The sequence below is a fragment of the Mycolicibacterium sp. 624 genome (genome assembly GCF_040548615.1).
In the GTDB taxonomy this organism is placed as follows: Bacteria; Actinomycetota; Actinomycetes; order Mycobacteriales; family Mycobacteriaceae; genus Mycobacterium.
On sequence record NZ_JBEPRZ010000001.1, the window covers coordinates 595,163 to 610,872 of the forward strand.

Here is a 15,710-nt window from a genome sequence, read left to right on the forward strand (position 1 = left end):
CCTGGGGGCGCATCACGCGGCCCCGATCCTGGCCGCCCACGGGAAGTACAGGAAGGCTATTGAGGCGGTCGCACCGGTGATTCGGTCGCCCATGTACATCGGGATTCTCGGGTTGGCGACGTTGATGAGGCCGACGTTGTCGACGAGCGCGGATTCCGCGTCCAGGAGATGTTTCGCCCGAGCGTCGTCATCGAGTGTCGTGAATGCGGCGGTGACGTTGTCGGTAACCCCCGGGGCCTTGAGTTGACCGTAGTCATAGGCACTCTGGGGGGTGAACTCACTGAGCGAGACGATCGGGTCGGCGACTCCGGCACCGTACTCGACGACGACGAACGCGTCGTACTGGGCGCGCGCCGCCTTGTCGAAGTACAGGTTGGTGAACGACGTGACGGGCAGCGGAACCTGCTTGACGTCGAGGCCGATCTCTCGCGCGGCGTCGGCGAGCAGTTCGGCGGTCTTGGACTCCGCCTCCAACTCGGTGGGGTAGGCGACCGAGATCGTCTGTCCGCCAAGGCCCTTATCCGCAACGAGCTTGCGCGCGCCGTCGAGGTCCCGTGCCGGGTCGGCGTACTTCGAGGCGGCGGCCTCCCACAGACTGCGGCTGTATCCCCACGCCCCCGGCTGAATCGGCGATGTGGAGGCCTGCGCGGTGCCACGGTAGACACCGTTCACAATCGCCTCACGGTCGAAGGCCATGCTCAGTGCGCGCCGAACGTTCACATCCTGCATCGGCCCGGCCTTCTCGGTGGGCCGGATGGCCAGCCAGTCGGTGCTGGCGCCGAGGTAGAAGTTCCCCTTGCCCGACGTCCGAAGCGGTTCCATCGACGACAGCGGGGTTCGATAGGTGCCATCGATATCGCCCGAGAGCAGGCTGCTGGTGATCGTGGACTCGTCGGTGACGAATGTCAGCGTGACGCGGTCGGCCAGCGCGCTGCGGTCCCCGTTCCAGTAGTCGGCGTTCTTCCGCATCGTGATGCTGCTGCCCGGCTTCCAGGTGTCCAGCGCGAACGGGCCTGTGCACATGATCCCGCCGCGGGCGGTGCCGTACGCCGGCCCGGCGGCTTCGACGAACTGCCTGTTCCCCACGACGCCGGCGGCCGTGGCGAGGATGCGCTCGAACAGGGCATCGGGCTGCTTGAGATGGACCGTGACCTGATCGGGGGCCGTCGCCTCGATCGACGTCACGTTGTCGAAGAACGGTTCTGCCCAGTAGGAACCGACCTTGGGGTCGAGATTCCTGGACAGGCTGAATGCCACATCGTCAGCGGTGAGCGGTGCTCCGTTCCAGAACGTGACACCCGGCCGGACGGTGAAGACCAGCGTGGTGTCGTTCGGCCGGTCCACCCGTTCCGCCAGGCCCGGCTTCAGGGTCATGTCCTCGTTCTGCACCATGAGGCTCTCGCACATGTTGGCCAGGGCCGTGTTCTCCGAATCGGCGTACGCGCGAGTCCAGTCGAGTGATGCCGGTTCACCAGTGGCGAGGTTCCACGTGAACGCGTCGATCGGGCCCTTCGCCGCGGGAGTCGTGAAGATCTCCTCCATCTGCCCCGCACCACCCTGCGGGGCGCCCGCTGGTGGGCGGTCGGTCGAGCAACCGGCCAACCCCGCGGCCACGGTGAGTGTGGCCGCCAATAACGCGGTCCCTGACTTCTTCATCAGCATGTCGGCTCCCTGGGTCGTGCAGATCGGTTTTGGTTTACTGCCAGATGTCGATGACGGGTGCGAGGTCACGGGGCCCGTGCTCTGTCACCACGATGTTGCGTTCGAAGGTGGCGCCCGTCCCGTCCCTGATGACGAAGCGCTCCAGTGCCAGCGTCATGCCGACCTCGATCGGACGCAGGTTGTCGTCACGGATCCACGGCGCCTCGAAGCCCAGCCCGATACCGTGACCGCCAGCCTTGAACTCGGCCGCGGCGAAGTCGTAGTTCTGTTGGCGCAGCAGGTCGTCGGCTGCTCGCGCCACATCGGCGACCGTGGCGCCTGGCACCGAGGCTGCGACGGCGGCGTTCACCGAGTCACGGGCGAGTTCGAATGCTCCGGCCTGGGCGTCCGTCGGGGCCCGGTCGATGACGCGGCTGCGGGCGAGGTCGTAGAAGTAACCTCGGTAGGCCCCGCTGAAGTCAACGGTGAAGAGGTCACCGGCGCGCAGTCGCCGCTGTGACCAGGTGGGCGCACCGTCGTGCCCGCCCCCCGAATCCTCGCCGAACGTCGTCACAAATGCGTTGGCAACGACGGCGTCCCGCCTGGTTGCCTCGGCGATCAGCGCCGCGGTGACCTCAGCCTCGCTGACCCCGGCGTGCAGGGTGTCCAGCGCGAACCGGAACGATGCGTCGGCGATGGTCGCGGCGTGTTCCAACAGTGCGATCTCGGCGCTGGACTTTATGGAGCGCAGGTGCTCGACGAGGTCATCGGCGATCAGGATCTCGCCGTCAACCACTGGGGCAGCCGCCTTTTCGAGGTGGCCGAACTGTCGTGCCGTCATGGTGTCGGCGCCGCAGACCGCAATCCTGCGACGTACGCCTGCGAGCACCTCGGCCACGAGGTCCCCGAGTGTCTGTCCGCTGGCGTCAAGGAAGCGGTGATCGGTGACGGCATAGGGCGCGGCAGCCTCGTCGTCCGAGCACAGTACCGATTCGTCCTGCGTCACCACGAGTGCCGCGTACCCGCGGTCGGCCCAGGCGCCAGGAACGTCGCGAATGATCGGGAAGAAGGGGTAGTGACCGCATAGGTACTGCACATTGGCGAATCGCTCGACGGTGCCGCCGCCGCGCGCCCAGATGACGATCGCATCGACGCCGGCGACGTCCAGTAGTTGGCGCAATCTCGCCAGCCGTTGGTGGTACTCGGCTTCCGCGATCGGGGGCGGGTTGGTCGTCGGATTGGTAGGGGTACTCATGCTCATCACTCCTCATCCGTTCGTGCCCCGGGCACCGGTCGGTCGAATCTATGCTGCCTCTTAGACATTGGTCGTCGCCCTAGCTCGGGTCGTGCCGTGGGTAGTGCGCGATCACGGCGGCACCGTCTGAGCGCGGGTCAGACGCGGCCGTCATCGCGCCGTGTTGATCGGCGAAGACGACGTTGGCCTGCCCGAGTACCTCGCTGCGAGGCGGCACCTCGTGGAAGAACAAGCCGCTGCGTGCAACAGACTCGCGTGCAGGCGCGGCGATATCGGACTCCAGGGATACCGAGTCGAGAATGCAGCCGTCGCTTTGCAGGCCGACGATTCCTCGCGGGGCCGCCACGGCATCCTGGGCGGTGGCTCCGGCCGTCGCACGGAGGAGGATCTGGCCGAGCACCTGGGGCTGGCCCTGCCCGCCCATCGTCGACAGCACGTGACGCACTGACCCGCCGCGCAGCGTCATGGCCGGCATGAGCGTGTGGAGGGGCCGCTTCCCTGCCGCAAGCACGTTGGGTGAATCGGCGTCGAGCGAGAAACTGGTTCCGCGATTGTGGAACAGAATCCCGGTCTTGGGGTCGATCAATCCCGCCCCAAATGCGTGGTACACGCTCTGGATCAATGAGACCGCGTAGCCGTCGCTGTCGGCGGCGGCTATTCCGACGGTGTCGCCATGGGGTACGAGCGCGGGCTCTCCGGTGGCGGCGCCCACGGGTGCCATCTCCCGCAGATCCGAGTTGATGAGCGCATCAACATCCACCTCGGCGTGGCGGGGATCAGCCAGGTAGCGGTCTCGAAGTGCGTTGCCCTGGTGGAAGAGTCGCATGAGGGTGCCGAAATCCGCCCCCAGCGGGTCGGAGAGGCCGAGTTCCTCCACGGCACGCAGGACTCGCAGCAGGATGAAGCCATGGGTGTTCGGCGGGCTGGTGAAGACGGAGAGGTCGCCGAACGTCGCCTCGATTGGCGCGACAGTCTCTGGTGTGAAGTCCGCGAAGTCGTCCATGGCCAGAAGCGAGCCCCGAGAGGCCAGATGGGCGAGGCTGTTTGTGGCGCTCTCACCGAGGTAGAACTCGTCGGGGCCGTGCTCGCGTAGGCGCCGGAACGTCGCCGCCAGTTCGGGCTGCCGCAACAGCTCGCCCGATCGAAGACTCACTCCGCCCGGGCGGAACACGCGGTCGAAGTCCGGTGTGCCATGCAGATCCGCGTTCTCGGGGTGAGTCAGGTGGCTGGCCAGCGACGCTGAGACCGCTACCCCGCGCGTGGCCGCCTCCTCGGCCGCCTCCAGCGTGTCGGACCACGAGTATCGAGAACCGAAGGTGCGCAGCGTCTCCCACCCGCGAACACCGCCGGGAACGGTCACGACGTGTGCGCCACGCGCGGGCAGACTCCTGCCGAAGGTCGTGCGCACGGCGGCGGTGTCTGTCCGCCTCGCCGCAGGACCCGAGGCGTTGACACAGGTCACCCGGCCATCGGGCGTGCGGACCAGCGCGATCACGTCACTGCCGAGGGCAACGTTGTGCGGATAGACCACGGCGAGCACCGCCGCGGCCGCAATCGCCGCATCGATCGCAGTGCCTCCGCCGCGGAACACGCGCAGGGCGGCTTCGGATGCGAGGGCGTGCGGAGCTGCGATGGCACCAGTGAAGGACGCCGTACCGGACGATGGGGACAAGATCGACGCTACTCCTCTTGAGATCTTCAACGTGGCCGCCGCCGCAATGGCCACCTGAGGGGCCTGACGCTCGCCGCGATTGCGTTGCCGAGATCGAGAATGTGTCGACGGTCACGCTCTCAGCCTATCGAATGATAGGCCACTTTCCATGGTTAGGGAAGACCCCAGGTGGCGGGATGCCAATTGGGATCAACGTCCCTGTGGTGGAATCGAACTGCATCTCAGATCACGCCGGCTACGGAGCGCCGCCTGTATCGGCAATGCCGCTTAGGAGTATTCGGCTCATCACTTTGCCGACCTCCCCGCCACTTAGCTCACCGCCCGGGCGGTACCAACGGTGCATCCAGTTGACTGCGCCAAGGACTGTGTAAGTCACCATCCGAGCATCGAGGTCGACCTTGAATTCCCCCTTCTGGATGCCATCCTCGACGATCGCCATAACGGCATCCTCGAAGCGTTGGGCACTATCCAGAAAGAACTGCTGCAGCTCGGCTCCCGTGGAACTGAGCCAGCGGCCGTCCTCCTGGACGTAGAGATTGAGAAACGGGTAGTGCTCCTCGTAGGACGAGGCCAGCAGCTCGATCACTTCAGCAATTCGATCGACCGATGAACCTCGCTTGGCAGCTATCGCTTCCGCCCCAGTGACGTTGTAATCGGAAGCGCGGCGCACCAGCTCTAGGAAGATCTCCTGCTTCGTCCCGAAGTAGTAATAGATGTTGGACTGGCTGACGCCCAGATGGTTGGCGATATCGGTGATGCTGGTGCCATTGAAGCCGTTGAGTGCGAACACTTCGGCGGCCTTCGCAAGAATCTGCGCGCGCTGTTCCAGCCACGCCGCGCTGCGTTCTTTACGTGCCAACTCCCTGCGCTGCGCGATCTTGCTGGGCTCTCGGGTGCTCGACTCCTTCATGAGTCAACTCTCTCATCGTCCGCGGCCTGATGCCTGGAGCCCAGGACTACCTCATCGAGCGGATCGCCCAGCGCCGCGACACCCGGACCAACGATCTCCTCGACGCGATATGCACGCCGAGCGGCTCGAGCACATTCAGCTGGCGGAGGGCACCGTGCTCACACACCTCCCGTCCTTCACATTTGCCGGGTTGGCCTCCCTGCCGGTCACCTTCCGGCAAGTGAGCTAACGTGGCCGGGTGGCGCAGGAAAGTGCAGCGAACACCTCGCTCCCGGACCTTCGCGCGCGGCCCAACCGGCGTTCGGCACCGATGCGGGCCGAAATCCTCGACGCCATGGCACGGCTGCTCGACACGGGCCAACTGCACCAGTTGTCGGTAGAGAACATCTCGCAGGAGGCGGGCGTCTCGCGCCCAACGTTCTACTCCTACTTCGCCTCTAAGTTGGAGATCGTGCTCGAGCTCTACCAGGTCGCCGCGGCGGAGATGTACTCCGCGATTACGCCGATCTGGAACCGTCCAGCAGACCAGGCCCCGCCGGACGCCATCCGAGAAGGCCTCCGCGCGATGGTCGCCGCATGGGTACCACGCCGGGCGGTGTTCCAGGCCTCCTTCGAACTCCGGTACGTGGACTCCGACATGATGGCGGCCACGCAACGGACGATCGCCTACTTCGCCAACGCCATCGGCGCCCAGCTAGACGCCGACCGCGCCGCCGGGATCGCTCCTCCTGGTCCACCCACCGGGCCACTGGTCACCATGCTCCTCTGGTCCTCCGAGCACGCGGTCTACATCGCAGGCCGCGGGCTCAGTGAGGACCTTCCCGACGAGCACGCAGCGACCCTGCCGCTCGAGACGATGTGGCTGGGCGCGCTATACGGGATCGTCCCCACGACGTCGTGAGTCGGGTCCGCGAGCAGGTGAGTCTGATCCTCGATCGAGGTAGGCGAACCCCTATGGCGAGGCCCGCTCCTCCGCGGCGCAGACGCAAACTCGCACCCAACCATGAGGTTGGGTGCGAGTTTGTGTGGTCGTGCTGGAGTACTAGAGGGCTTTGAGTTCCTCGATGACCTCGGAGACTGATTTCTTGGCGTCACCGAAGAGCATGGAGGTGTGGTTGAGGAAGAACAGCGGGTTCTCGATTCCGGCATACCCGGAGGACATGGAGCGTTTGAGCACGATCACCGAACGCGACTCGTCGACGTTGAGGATCGGCATGCCGTGGATCGGGCTGCTCGGGTCGTTGCGGGCCGCGGGGTTGGTGACATCGTTGGCCCCGATCACGATGGTGACGTCGGTGCGGTTGAACTCACCGTTGACGTCATCCATCTCCTTCATCGCGTCATACTCCACATCGGCCTCGGCCAGCAGCACGTTCATGTGCCCGGGCATCCGACCGGCCACGGGATGGATGGCGTACTTGACCTCCACGCCCTTCTCCTCGAGCAGGCTGGCCATCTCCTTGACCGCGTGCTGGGCCTGCGCGACAGCCAGGCCGTAACCCGGGACGACGATGACCTGGTTGGCGTAGGCCATCTGGATCGCGGCATCAGCGGCCGAGGTCGCCTTGACCGTGCCCTGATCCCCACCCACCAGCGCCGCGACATCACCACTGGCACCAAACGAACCGAACACGATCGCCGGGATCGACCGGTTCATCGCCTTGGCCATCAGATTGGTCAGAATCGAACCCGACGCACCCACGATCATGCCCGCCACGATCATCGCGGTGTTGTTGAGCGCCAGACCCGCCGCCGCCGCCGAGAGCCCGGTCAACGCGTTGAGCAGGCTGATGACCACCGGCATGTCCGCCCCGCCGATCGGGAACACCACGAACAGACCCATGACCCCGGCCAGCACCAGCACCAGCACGATCACCCAACCCGGACTGCCCTGCCCGGCGTTCAGCCCGATGTAGACCGAGGCGGCCACCGCACCCAGCAATAGCAGCACGTTGGAGGCCTGAAACACCTTCGCGGACTTGACGAGTGTCTTCTCGACGTTCTTGGGGATCGACTCCTGCAGCTTGAGGAACGCCACCAGCGACCCCCAGAACGACACCGACCCGATGATCGCCGCGAACAGCGATCCCACCACCAGTGCGACAGTCGGATGCTGCTCGGGGGTGAAGTGGGCGAACCCGTCGGTCTCGATGAACTCCGCCCACGCGATCAACGCGACCGTGCCACCACCGACACCGTTGAACAGCGCCACCAGCTGTGGCATCGCGGTCATCTTGGTCTTCTTTGCCGGCGGCACACCCAGGATGACGCCGATGAGCAGACCGGCCACGATGAGAATCCAGTTGACCGACGCGGTGTCACGCACCTTGATCAGGGTCGCCACGACCGCCAACGCCATACCGGCGGCGGCGATCAGGTTGCCGCGCACCGCGGTCTTGGGTCCGGTCAACCCCGACAGACCCAGGATGAACAGCGCGAACGCGACGATGTAGAGGGTGTTGACGAGGTAGTTCACTTGTCCGCCTGCGCCTTCTGCACCACTTCGGCCTTCTTACCCTTGAACATTCCCAGCATCCGGTCGGTCACCAGGAACCCACCGATCACATTCAGCGTGCCGAAGATCAGCGCGACGAACGCGATCACCCGCACCCCCCACCCCGCATCAGCGGGCAACTCACCCAACACGATCAGGGCGCCAAGCACGACGATGCCGTGAATGGCGTTGGTGCCCGACATCAATGGCGTGTGCAAGGTGTTGGGCACCTTGGAGATCACGGCGAACCCGACGAACCCGGCCAGCACCAGGATCGCAAGATTGGCCAACAGTTGGTCATACATGACTAGGAAACCTCCCGGGTGACGCACGAGGCCGCGACGACCTCGTCGTCGAAGTCCGGTGCCAGCGCACCGTCGGTGATCAATAACTCCAGCAGCGAGGTGATGTTCTTGGCATACAACTCGCTGGCGTGCTCAGGCATGGTCGCGGGCAGGTTCATCGGCGAGGCAATCGTCACCCCATGCTTGACGACGGTCTGACCCGGTTCGGTCAGCTCGCAGTTACCACCGGTCTCCCCGGCCAGATCAATCACCACACTGCCGGGCTTCATACCCTGCACCGCGGTGGCGGTGACCAGACGCGGCGCGGGCCGACCCGGCACCAGCGCGGTGGTGATCACCACGTCGAACTTGGTGATCGCCTCCTCCAGGGCCTTCTGCTGCTGCGCGCGCTCCTCATCGGTCAACTCACGGGCATACCCGCCCTCACCGGCGGCATCAATACCCAGATCCAGCCACTGCGCACCCACCGAACGCACCTGATCGGCCACCTCCGGACGCACGTCATAACCAGTGGTCTTGGCACCCAGACGCTTGGCCGTGGCCAACGCCTGCAACCCCGCGACCCCCACACCCAGAATCAGAGCGCTGGTCGGCTTCACCGTGCCCGCCGCGGTCGTGAGCATCGGGAAGAACCGCGTCGACAACGACGCCGCCAACACCACTGCCTTGTATCCGGCCACGTTTGCCTGCGAGGACAACGCATCCATCACCTGCGCACGCGAGATCCGCGGAATCGCCTCCACCGCGAACGCTTGCACACCGGCGTTCTTGAGCGCTCCGATCTGGTTCTGCTCGTTGCGCGGTGCCAGGAATCCGACCAGCGTCTGACCCGACCGCAACCTGGCGACCTCCTCAGTCGTGGGTGGGGCCACCTTCACCACCACATCGCACCCCCAGGCATCACCAATGGTCGCGCCCGCCTCGACATACAACTCATCAGGCAACAACGCCCGCTCACCAGCACCAGACTCCACCACCACAGCCACACCACTGCCCACGAGAGATGACACCGCCTTGGGCACCACCGCCACCCGGCGCTCATCAGACCCCGACTCGGCGACCACACCCACAGATGTCGCCCTGGTTGCCCGGCGCGCAGCGCCGTCTTCAGCTTCAGTCATGTCTACTTCCCCCGCCGGATCACCCGCGGTTTGCTCTGAACTCAGACACCCTAACCGGTACCGCCAGTCACGTAAGACCTAGACGAAACCGCATCGATACAGTTGTGCACTGCGCCCAGAACCCAGGAGTTGCACGCCCAAGAACTAGGAGTTGCAACCGTCGTGACGACAGTTGGGCACCGCATTCCCCCCTGGTCGGTGCCGATGTTCTTCATCGTCGGCGCGGTGTCGCAGTACGTCGGGGCGGCCGTCGGCGTGTTCCTGTTCGAGACCGCCAATCCTGCGGCCGTGGCGTGGTTGCGCGCGGCCGCCGCTGCCGTCGCGCTCATCGTGTGGCGACGCCCGTGGCGACGGACCTGGACCCGTCGCTCGCTGGCGGCCGCAGCCGCATTCGGCGTTGTCACTGTGGGCATGAATGTCGCGTTCTTCGAGGCGATCGCCCGCATTCCGCTCGGTACCGCCGTGGCGATCGAGTTCCTGGGCCCGGTGGCCGTCGCCACCCTGGGGTCACGGCGACCTCGCGATCTGCTTGCCGCGCTTCTGGTTGCGGCCGGTATCGCGCTGCTCACGGGTGTGCACACGGGGATTGACCTGGCGGGCGTCGGCTTCGCGCTGATCGCCGCCGCCCTGTGGGCCGGATACATCCTGCTCGGCAAGCGCGTCGCCGACGCGGGTAGCGGCCTCGACTCGCTCGCCGTCGGGATGGCTGCGGCCGCCGTCCTCCTGGCCCCCGCGCTGCTCACCGGGCAGCTCATCGAGGATGCGTCGGTGTTCGCCGACTCGAGGGTATGGCTGCTGGGGGTCGCGGTCGGCGTGCTGTCCACGGCAGTGCCGTACGCGCTGGATCAACTGGTGCTCACCGCGATAGGCCGCGCCCGGTTCGCCCTGTTGCTCGCCCTTCTGCCGGTCACGGCCGCGTTCGTCGGCGCGGTGATGCTCGGGCAGCGGCCAACCGTCGCCGAGACCGCGGGCATCGCTCTGGTGGTGGCCGCCCTGGCGATCAGTGTGCGCGGCGATACAGTGAGGCCGCCCGAAAACTAGGAGATGCAACTATGTCCGTGGACCGGATTCTGCCGTCAGACGAGGCCGCCGAGCTGATCGCGCTGACCCGCGAGGTCGCCGACAAGGTGCTCGATCCGATCGTCGACGAACACGAACGCACCGAGCGCTACCCCGAGGGCGTGTTCGCGCAGCTCGGCGCAGCCGGCCTGCTGAGCCTGCCGCAGCCCGAGGAGTGGGGCGGTGCCGGTCAGCCGTTCGAGGTCTACCTGCAGGTCCTCGAGGAGATCGCCGCACGGTGGGCCGCGGTGGCCGTGGCCGTCAGCGTGCACAGCCTGTCGTCGCACCCGCTGCTGATGTTCGGCACCGACGAGCAGAAGCAGCGCTGGCTGCCAGGCATGCTGTCGGGAAACCAGATCGGCGCGTACAGCCTGTCCGAGCCGCAGGCCGGATCCGATGCCGCCGCGCTGCGGTGCGCCGCCACCCCCGATGACGGCGGTTACGTGCTCAACGGCTCGAAGTCCTGGATCACCCACGGTGGGGTCGCCGACTTCTACACGCTGTTCGCGCGCACAGGTGAGGGCAGCAAGGGCATTTCGTGCTTCCTGGTGCCCGGTGATCTCGAGGGCCTGAGCTTCGGCAAACCCGAGGAGAAAATGGGCCTGTCCGCGGTGCCGACCACGTCGGCGTTCTACGACAACGCGCACCTCGACGCGGACCGTCGCATCGGCGCCGAGGGCCAGGGGCTGCAGATCGCGTTCAGCGCACTGGACTCCGGGCGACTCGGCATCGCCGCGGTCGCGGTGGGTATCGCGCAGGCCGCGCTTGATGACGCCACGCGCTATGCCAACGAGCGAACGACGTTCGGCCGCAAGATCATCGACCACCAGGGGCTGGGCTTCCTGCTGGCCGATATGGCGGCGGCGGTGGTCAGTGCCCGAGCCACCTACCTCGACGCCGCGCGACGTCGGGACGCCGGCCTGCCGTACTCCACACAGGCCAGCGTCGCCAAGCTGGTGGCCACCGACGCGGCGATGAAGGTCACCACCGACGCCGTGCAGGTGTTCGGCGGCGCCGGGTACACCCGCGACTACCGCGTCGAGCGCTACATGCGCGAGGCCAAGATCACCCAGATCTTCGAGGGCACCAACCAGATTCAGCGTCTGGTCATCGCGCGCTCGCTGGCCGGCTAGGTCGCGTCAGACGACGGAGGTCTCGGTCCACACCCTGTTCGACCGGACGGTGTCCAGGCGGTAGTCGGTGACGCGGCTGGTGTACAGCCGTCGACCCAAATCGAGGGCGGCCGACACCGGATCGGTGGGGTCCTGCCGAATCTCGCCGCGGCTGTTGGCATTTCCAACCACCACGCCGACGAGGTCCTGGTTGAGGTAGCGCGTCAGCTCGCCGAACTGTGCGATAACGCCCGCCGTCGCGCCGAGGTAGCTCTCCTCGCAGGAGATCACCACGCCGACCTTCTTGCCCATGATGCCGTCGACCACGCGGTCCTGCTGCGGCGCACTGTTGGCGGTGTAGCAGAACAGCCGGTCGAAGACTGTCTTGAGCCGTCCGGGCATGCCGTAGAAGTACAGCGGCATCGCGAACACGATGCCGTCGGCGGGCAGCATCTTGTCCAGCAGCAGTGACTCGTAACGGTCGTCGAGGCTGCAGCTGCGGTCATCGGGCCGCCGGCACGTCCGACAGTTGCCCAGCATGCGCTCGACGTAGTCACCGAGGAACACGTGCTCGACCTCGTTCCCGGCGGCAACGGTGCCGTCCACAACGGCCTCGGCGAGGACGTGCGAGTTGCCGTCCTCGCGCGGGCTTGCACTCACGACCAACGTCTTCATCGTCATTCTCCTATGCTAAAAGGTTTTTTCAGATACGGTGCGATGGGCTGGGCTAGTCAATTGATCAGGGGTGGGTCAGGCCGTGCGGCGAAGCGTCGACGTCCGGGCCCGCAGTTCGGTCGGCACGATGATGACGCGGTCCTCGGGTTCGTTGCCGTCGATCAGGTCGATCAGCAGACCCACCGCTCGCTCTCCGATGGTTCGCGGGTGACAGAACACGCCCGTGACCTCTGGACACGTCAGGTTGAACGTGCTGCTGTCCACACAGCTGCACAGCCCGAGGTCGGTCGGCACCCGGATGCCCAGCTGAGTCGCCCTCTGCAGGACGTCCATGGCGATGTCCTCGGCACCCGCGTAGATCGCGTCGGGCGGATCGTCGGCGTCCAGCAGTGCTCGTAACGCGTCACCCGCCGAGTTGCCCGCTCCGGTCTCGATGATTCGCACCGGGATGCCCCGCTGCTGCGCGAAAACCGTGTACGCGGCCACGACATCACGGGTGTAGGACCGTGCCCGATCGGTGATCATGGCGGCGGGACGCCGAAAGCCCTGCTCCCACAGGTGTTCCAGGGCGTTGGTTGTCGCGGCCTCGTGATCGTTGTCCACGACGTAGGGGCTGTCACGTCGGGTCGCGGTGCGGCCCGCGGTGACCACCGGGTGCGACGACGTCCAGGCCGGATCGAGCAGGCCCTCGTCACCGTGCGGGTCGACGATGATCGCGCCGTCCACCGCGAACGCGGTGATCGCGGTGGGCCCCACTCCCGGTGGCGTGAGCACCAGGGCGTAGCCCGCCCGCCCGGCGGCCTCCGATGCGCCGTTGAGCAGTTCGAGGAAGTACTCGGAGTTCGGGATCAGCATGCTCGATCCGCTGTCCGGGTCGAACGGTGCGACCTGGATCGCGAGAGTGCGGCTGCGGTTGGTGACCAACTGCTGCGCGTGCACGTTGGCCGCGTAGCCGAGATCGGCGGCGACTTGCATGACGCGCGCGCGGGTGTCCTTGCCGATGCGTCCCTGGTTGCTCAGCACGTGGGACACCGTCGTGAGCGATACGCCGGCGGCCGCGGCCACATCGCGGATCGTCACCGCCACATCGATCTCCGCTCTGCTAAAACGTTTTTTCTATGATGCGCGACGCCCGCCGGAGTGTCAAGCCCTGAGCGGGTCAGGGCTCGGGCGGTGATGTCACGGTGACGACCGTTCCCACACCGGTGCGCGAGTCGATCTCCATCTCCCCACCCATCGCCTCGAACCGCGCGAGCAGCGACCCCAAGCCGATGTGCCCGGCGGCCACGCTGTCGGTGATGCGCGTCGGATCGAAACCCGTACCGTCATCGGCGATCGTCAGCACCACCCGGTCGCCGCTGCGCCGCAGCGTCACCGTCACCGTGGTGGCGTTGGCGTGTTTGTGGATGTTGGTCAGCAGTTCGCGCGCCGCCCGGTGCAGAAGGGTCTGCGACACTGGCTTGCCGACGTCCTCGAGGTCGGCGATGACCTCGTAGTCACCGCGGGAGGCGAACTGCCGCAACAGTTCCCGCACGGCGGCCTCCAGGCCCAGCTGCGCCAATACCTGCGGATGCAGTTGTGTGACGGTGGAGCGCAGCCCCGCCGCGGTCTCCTGCAGGGCGTCGTAGACCACGTCCAGCGCGGGATCTGGGCTGCGTTCCCGAAGCTCGTCGACCTCCATCCGCGCGGCCAGCAGATTCTGTAGCGGCCCATCATGGAGGTGCTCGGCGATCTCACGATTGTGTCGTTCGTCGGCGGCCATCGCCTCGGCCACCAGCTGACTGCGCACCTCCTGCAACGCCTGCACCCGCGCCTGTCGGCGGGCCAGGAAGAAGCACAGTGCCGTCACCGCGACCGCCAGCCACAGCAGGAACCCGACCTGGGTGTAGACGATGTCGGGAAAGCCAACGTGATCGTCGCGTTTGGAGTAGACGATCCACGCCGTCAGGTAGCCGACCGCCGCCAAGAGACCGAGCGCACCGGTCAGCAGTGGGCGGTCCTGGAACGCCACCGAGATCGGCAGCAGGAAGAACACCGGCAGCAGCGCCGCCGTCGCGCCGCCGGAGACGACGCACAGCACGACGATCACCAAGACGTCGATCGTGGTGGACGCCCAGTCCGCCCACCGCGGCACCGGACCGCGGAGCACGATGGCAACCCAGGTGACCGCCGCGGCGGCGTAGACCCCGAGCACGACGGTGTAGACGCCGGGAAGCCACGAGTCGACCTCCCAGATCCAGACCACGAGCGCGATCAGCGCGATCAGTGGCAGCCGCATGAACGCCGTGACGCGCACGGGCTCCGCGGCGAAGTAGGTGAGGATCCGGGTCACGCTATTCCAGCAGCCCGCGGCGCATCGCCTCCGCGACAGCGGCCGCACGGTCGCCGACGCCCAACTTCTCGTACAGCCGCTGCACGTGGGTCTTCACCGTCGACGGCGCGAGGAACAGTTCCTTGGCCATGGCCGGGATGCTCCCCCCGGCGGCGATGAGCTTGAGCACCTCGCGCTCGCGGGGGCTCAGCGTGGGCGCATCCGACTTGCCCTGTTTGCGGATCTCCCCGGCCAGCCCCGCGGCCAGGCTCGGGGCAACGACATCGCGGCCCTTGGCGCACTCGAGCACGCCGTTGACGAGTTCGGCGCGGCTCGACTCCTTGGGCAGGAATCCGGCGGCGCCCGCCTGCAGCGCGTTGTAGACGATCGCTGCCTCGTCGTGCGCGGAGATCAGCAGGACTCGGGTCGACAGTTCGTCGCGCACGACGGCCGCGGCAACCTGAGCGCCGTCGAGACCGGGCATCCGGTAGTCGAGCAGGGCGACCTGGGGTGCGTGCTCCCGGATCGCCTCGAGTGCCGAGATCCCGTCCTCAGCCTCGGCCACCACCTCGATATATCCGCTGTTGTTGAGGGCGCGCACCACGCCGTCTCGGAACATCGGATGGTCGTCTCCTACGACGACCCGCACCTTCTCTTCGGCCACCCGCCAAGCGTGTCACAACACGGCCGCGACCTCGCCCGATTCAGTTCCGACGCGATGACGTGGCGAACACGCAGGAGCGACGGGAGTTAATGGATTCGTTAGAAGTTCCGACCGTCCGTCGGCCCCGCGGTGGCGTCAACGCCGGCCAGCCCGTTCCCGCGTCACCGCTGGTAGCGGCTGTTCTAGGCACCCTCGCAGCGACGGCGGCACAGGGCAGGACGGCGCACTGGGAGGGCAGCGTGTCGGCTATCGTCACCCATGCGCGACACACGGGTCATTTCGCCAGTAGATTTGCGGCGATGACCCGGTACGCAATGCGAATGGGTCGGGGGCAAAGTCCGCGCCGGGACAGCGACGTCCTGGGGCGGATTTCGAGCGCGGGTGCGCCGCACGTGGTCGACCACCGTGGCGCGCCCGCCAAGGCATCCGAACCGGGCTCAGCACCGAACACCTCAGCGTCGCTGCCCGGCGCGACGGTCTGACAGAGGACG

15 protein-coding genes are annotated in these 15,710 nt (G+C 66.6%); 4 read left to right on the top strand and 11 right to left on the bottom strand.

What is annotated here, in order from left to right; all coding sequences use genetic code 11:
• Window positions 1–12: 12 nt before the first annotated feature.
• From ABIA65_RS02720 to ABIA65_RS02735, 4 genes are all read right to left on the bottom strand, one after another.
• On the bottom strand, window positions 13–1,662 hold the full coding sequence (locus ABIA65_RS02720) for an ABC transporter substrate-binding protein (protein WP_354522529.1): 1,650 nt from the start codon (window positions 1,660–1,662) through the stop codon (window positions 13–15).
• A gap of 34 nt (window positions 1,663–1,696) precedes the next feature.
• Window positions 1,697–2,896 carry a M24 family metallopeptidase gene (locus ABIA65_RS02725; protein WP_241401962.1) on the bottom strand — a complete coding sequence of 400 codons (1,200 nt, stop codon included), beginning with the start codon at window positions 2,894–2,896 and terminating at the stop codon, window positions 1,697–1,699.
• Between the two features lie 79 nt (window positions 2,897–2,975).
• Window positions 2,976–4,568 carry a gamma-glutamyltransferase family protein gene (locus tag ABIA65_RS02730; protein WP_354522530.1) on the bottom strand — a complete coding sequence of 531 codons (1,593 nt, stop codon included), beginning with the start codon at window positions 4,566–4,568 and terminating at the stop codon, window positions 2,976–2,978.
• A gap of 235 nt (window positions 4,569–4,803) precedes the next feature.
• Window positions 4,804–5,478, bottom strand: a complete 675-nt coding sequence (locus ABIA65_RS02735; RefSeq protein ID WP_241401964.1) for a TetR/AcrR family transcriptional regulator — start codon at window positions 5,476–5,478, stop codon at window positions 4,804–4,806.
• Window positions 5,479–5,716: 238 nt separating this feature from the next.
• Here ABIA65_RS02735 and ABIA65_RS02740 point away from each other — a divergent pair, with 238 nt between their 5' ends.
• Window positions 5,717–6,379 (top strand): TetR/AcrR family transcriptional regulator, encoded by a 663-nt coding sequence (locus ABIA65_RS02740; protein ID WP_241401965.1) that lies wholly within the window; start codon window positions 5,717–5,719, stop codon window positions 6,377–6,379.
• Between the two features lie 141 nt (window positions 6,380–6,520).
• Here the strand turns inward: ABIA65_RS02740 and ABIA65_RS02745 are convergent, their stop codons facing one another.
• The 3 genes from ABIA65_RS02745 to ABIA65_RS02755 are packed head-to-tail and all read right to left on the bottom strand — an operon-like array spanning window position 6,521 to window position 9,398.
• Window positions 6,521–7,954: an NAD(P)(+) transhydrogenase (Re/Si-specific) subunit beta gene (locus tag ABIA65_RS02745; RefSeq protein WP_354522531.1), complete on the bottom strand. Its 1,434-nt coding sequence runs from the start codon at window positions 7,952–7,954 to the stop codon at window positions 6,521–6,523.
• Complete coding sequence (locus ABIA65_RS02750) at window positions 7,951–8,277, bottom strand: NAD(P) transhydrogenase subunit alpha part 2 (protein ID WP_354522532.1); 327 nt, start codon at window positions 8,275–8,277, stop codon at window positions 7,951–7,953. Before ABIA65_RS02750 ends, ABIA65_RS02745 begins: the two co-directional genes overlap by 4 nt.
• A gap of 2 nt (window positions 8,278–8,279) precedes the next feature.
• Window positions 8,280–9,398 carry a Re/Si-specific NAD(P)(+) transhydrogenase subunit alpha gene (locus ABIA65_RS02755; protein ID WP_354522533.1) on the bottom strand — a complete coding sequence of 373 codons (1,119 nt, stop codon included), beginning with the start codon at window positions 9,396–9,398 and terminating at the stop codon, window positions 8,280–8,282.
• A gap of 162 nt (window positions 9,399–9,560) precedes the next feature.
• Between ABIA65_RS02755 and ABIA65_RS02760 the strand changes: the two genes are divergently transcribed.
• Together ABIA65_RS02760 and ABIA65_RS02765 are read left to right on the top strand one after the other, a co-directional pair.
• Complete coding sequence (locus tag ABIA65_RS02760) at window positions 9,561–10,439, top strand: EamA family transporter (protein ID WP_354522534.1); 879 nt, start codon at window positions 9,561–9,563, stop codon at window positions 10,437–10,439.
• An 11-nt stretch (window positions 10,440–10,450) separates the two neighbouring features.
• Window positions 10,451–11,590 (top strand): acyl-CoA dehydrogenase family protein, encoded by a 1,140-nt coding sequence (locus ABIA65_RS02765; RefSeq protein ID WP_354522535.1) that lies wholly within the window; start codon window positions 10,451–10,453, stop codon window positions 11,588–11,590.
• 6 nt (window positions 11,591–11,596) lie between these two features.
• On the opposite strand, the gene ABIA65_RS02770 is transcribed toward ABIA65_RS02765, so the two are convergent.
• The 4 genes from ABIA65_RS02770 to ABIA65_RS02785 form a co-directional block, all read right to left on the bottom strand.
• A complete protein-coding gene (locus ABIA65_RS02770; RefSeq protein WP_241401970.1) occupies window positions 11,597–12,250 on the bottom strand; it encodes a flavodoxin family protein in 654 nt (217 codons plus the stop codon).
• A gap of 69 nt (window positions 12,251–12,319) precedes the next feature.
• Window positions 12,320–13,330, bottom strand: a complete 1,011-nt coding sequence (locus ABIA65_RS02775) for a LacI family DNA-binding transcriptional regulator (RefSeq protein WP_354522536.1) — start codon at window positions 13,328–13,330, stop codon at window positions 12,320–12,322.
• Window positions 13,331–13,403: 73 nt separating this feature from the next.
• Window positions 13,404–14,522, bottom strand: coding sequence for a sensor histidine kinase (locus tag ABIA65_RS02780; protein ID WP_354523071.1), 1,119 nt, complete (start codon window positions 14,520–14,522; stop codon window positions 13,404–13,406).
• 55 nt (window positions 14,523–14,577) lie between these two features.
• Complete coding sequence (locus tag ABIA65_RS02785; protein ID WP_354522537.1) at window positions 14,578–15,219, bottom strand: response regulator; 642 nt, start codon at window positions 15,217–15,219, stop codon at window positions 14,578–14,580.
• A 299-nt stretch (window positions 15,220–15,518) separates the two neighbouring features.
• On the opposite strand from ABIA65_RS02785, the gene ABIA65_RS02790 reads away from it, so the two are divergent.
• Window positions 15,519–15,701 (top strand): hypothetical protein, encoded by a 183-nt coding sequence (locus tag ABIA65_RS02790; protein WP_241401972.1) that lies wholly within the window; start codon window positions 15,519–15,521, stop codon window positions 15,699–15,701.
• Window positions 15,702–15,710: the final 9 nt, after the last annotated feature.

Coding starts and splice junctions, on each gene's coding strand:
- ABIA65_RS02720 (WP_354522529.1), bottom strand. CDS start 1,662: ATGCTGATGAAGAAGTCAGGGACCGCGTTATTGGCGGCCACACTCACC.
- ABIA65_RS02725 (WP_241401962.1), bottom strand. CDS start 2,896: ATGAGTACCCCTACCAATCCGACGACCAACCCGCCCCCGATCGCGGAA.
- ABIA65_RS02735 (WP_241401964.1), bottom strand. CDS start 5,478: ATGAAGGAGTCGAGCACCCGAGAGCCCAGCAAGATCGCGCAGCGCAGG.
- ABIA65_RS02750 (WP_354522532.1), bottom strand. CDS start 8,277: ATGTATGACCAACTGTTGGCCAATCTTGCGATCCTGGTGCTGGCCGGG.
- ABIA65_RS02755 (WP_354522533.1), bottom strand. CDS start 9,398: ATGACTGAAGCTGAAGACGGCGCTGCGCGCCGGGCAACCAGGGCGACA.
- ABIA65_RS02765 (WP_354522535.1), top strand. CDS start 10,451: ATGTCCGTGGACCGGATTCTGCCGTCAGACGAGGCCGCCGAGCTGATC.
- ABIA65_RS02770 (WP_241401970.1), bottom strand. CDS start 12,250: ATGACGATGAAGACGTTGGTCGTGAGTGCAAGCCCGCGCGAGGACGGC.
- ABIA65_RS02780 (WP_354523071.1), bottom strand. CDS start 14,522: ATGCGGCTGCCACTGATCGCGCTGATCGCGCTCGTGGTCTGGATCTGG.
- ABIA65_RS02790 (WP_241401972.1), top strand. CDS start 15,519: ATGACCCGGTACGCAATGCGAATGGGTCGGGGGCAAAGTCCGCGCCGG.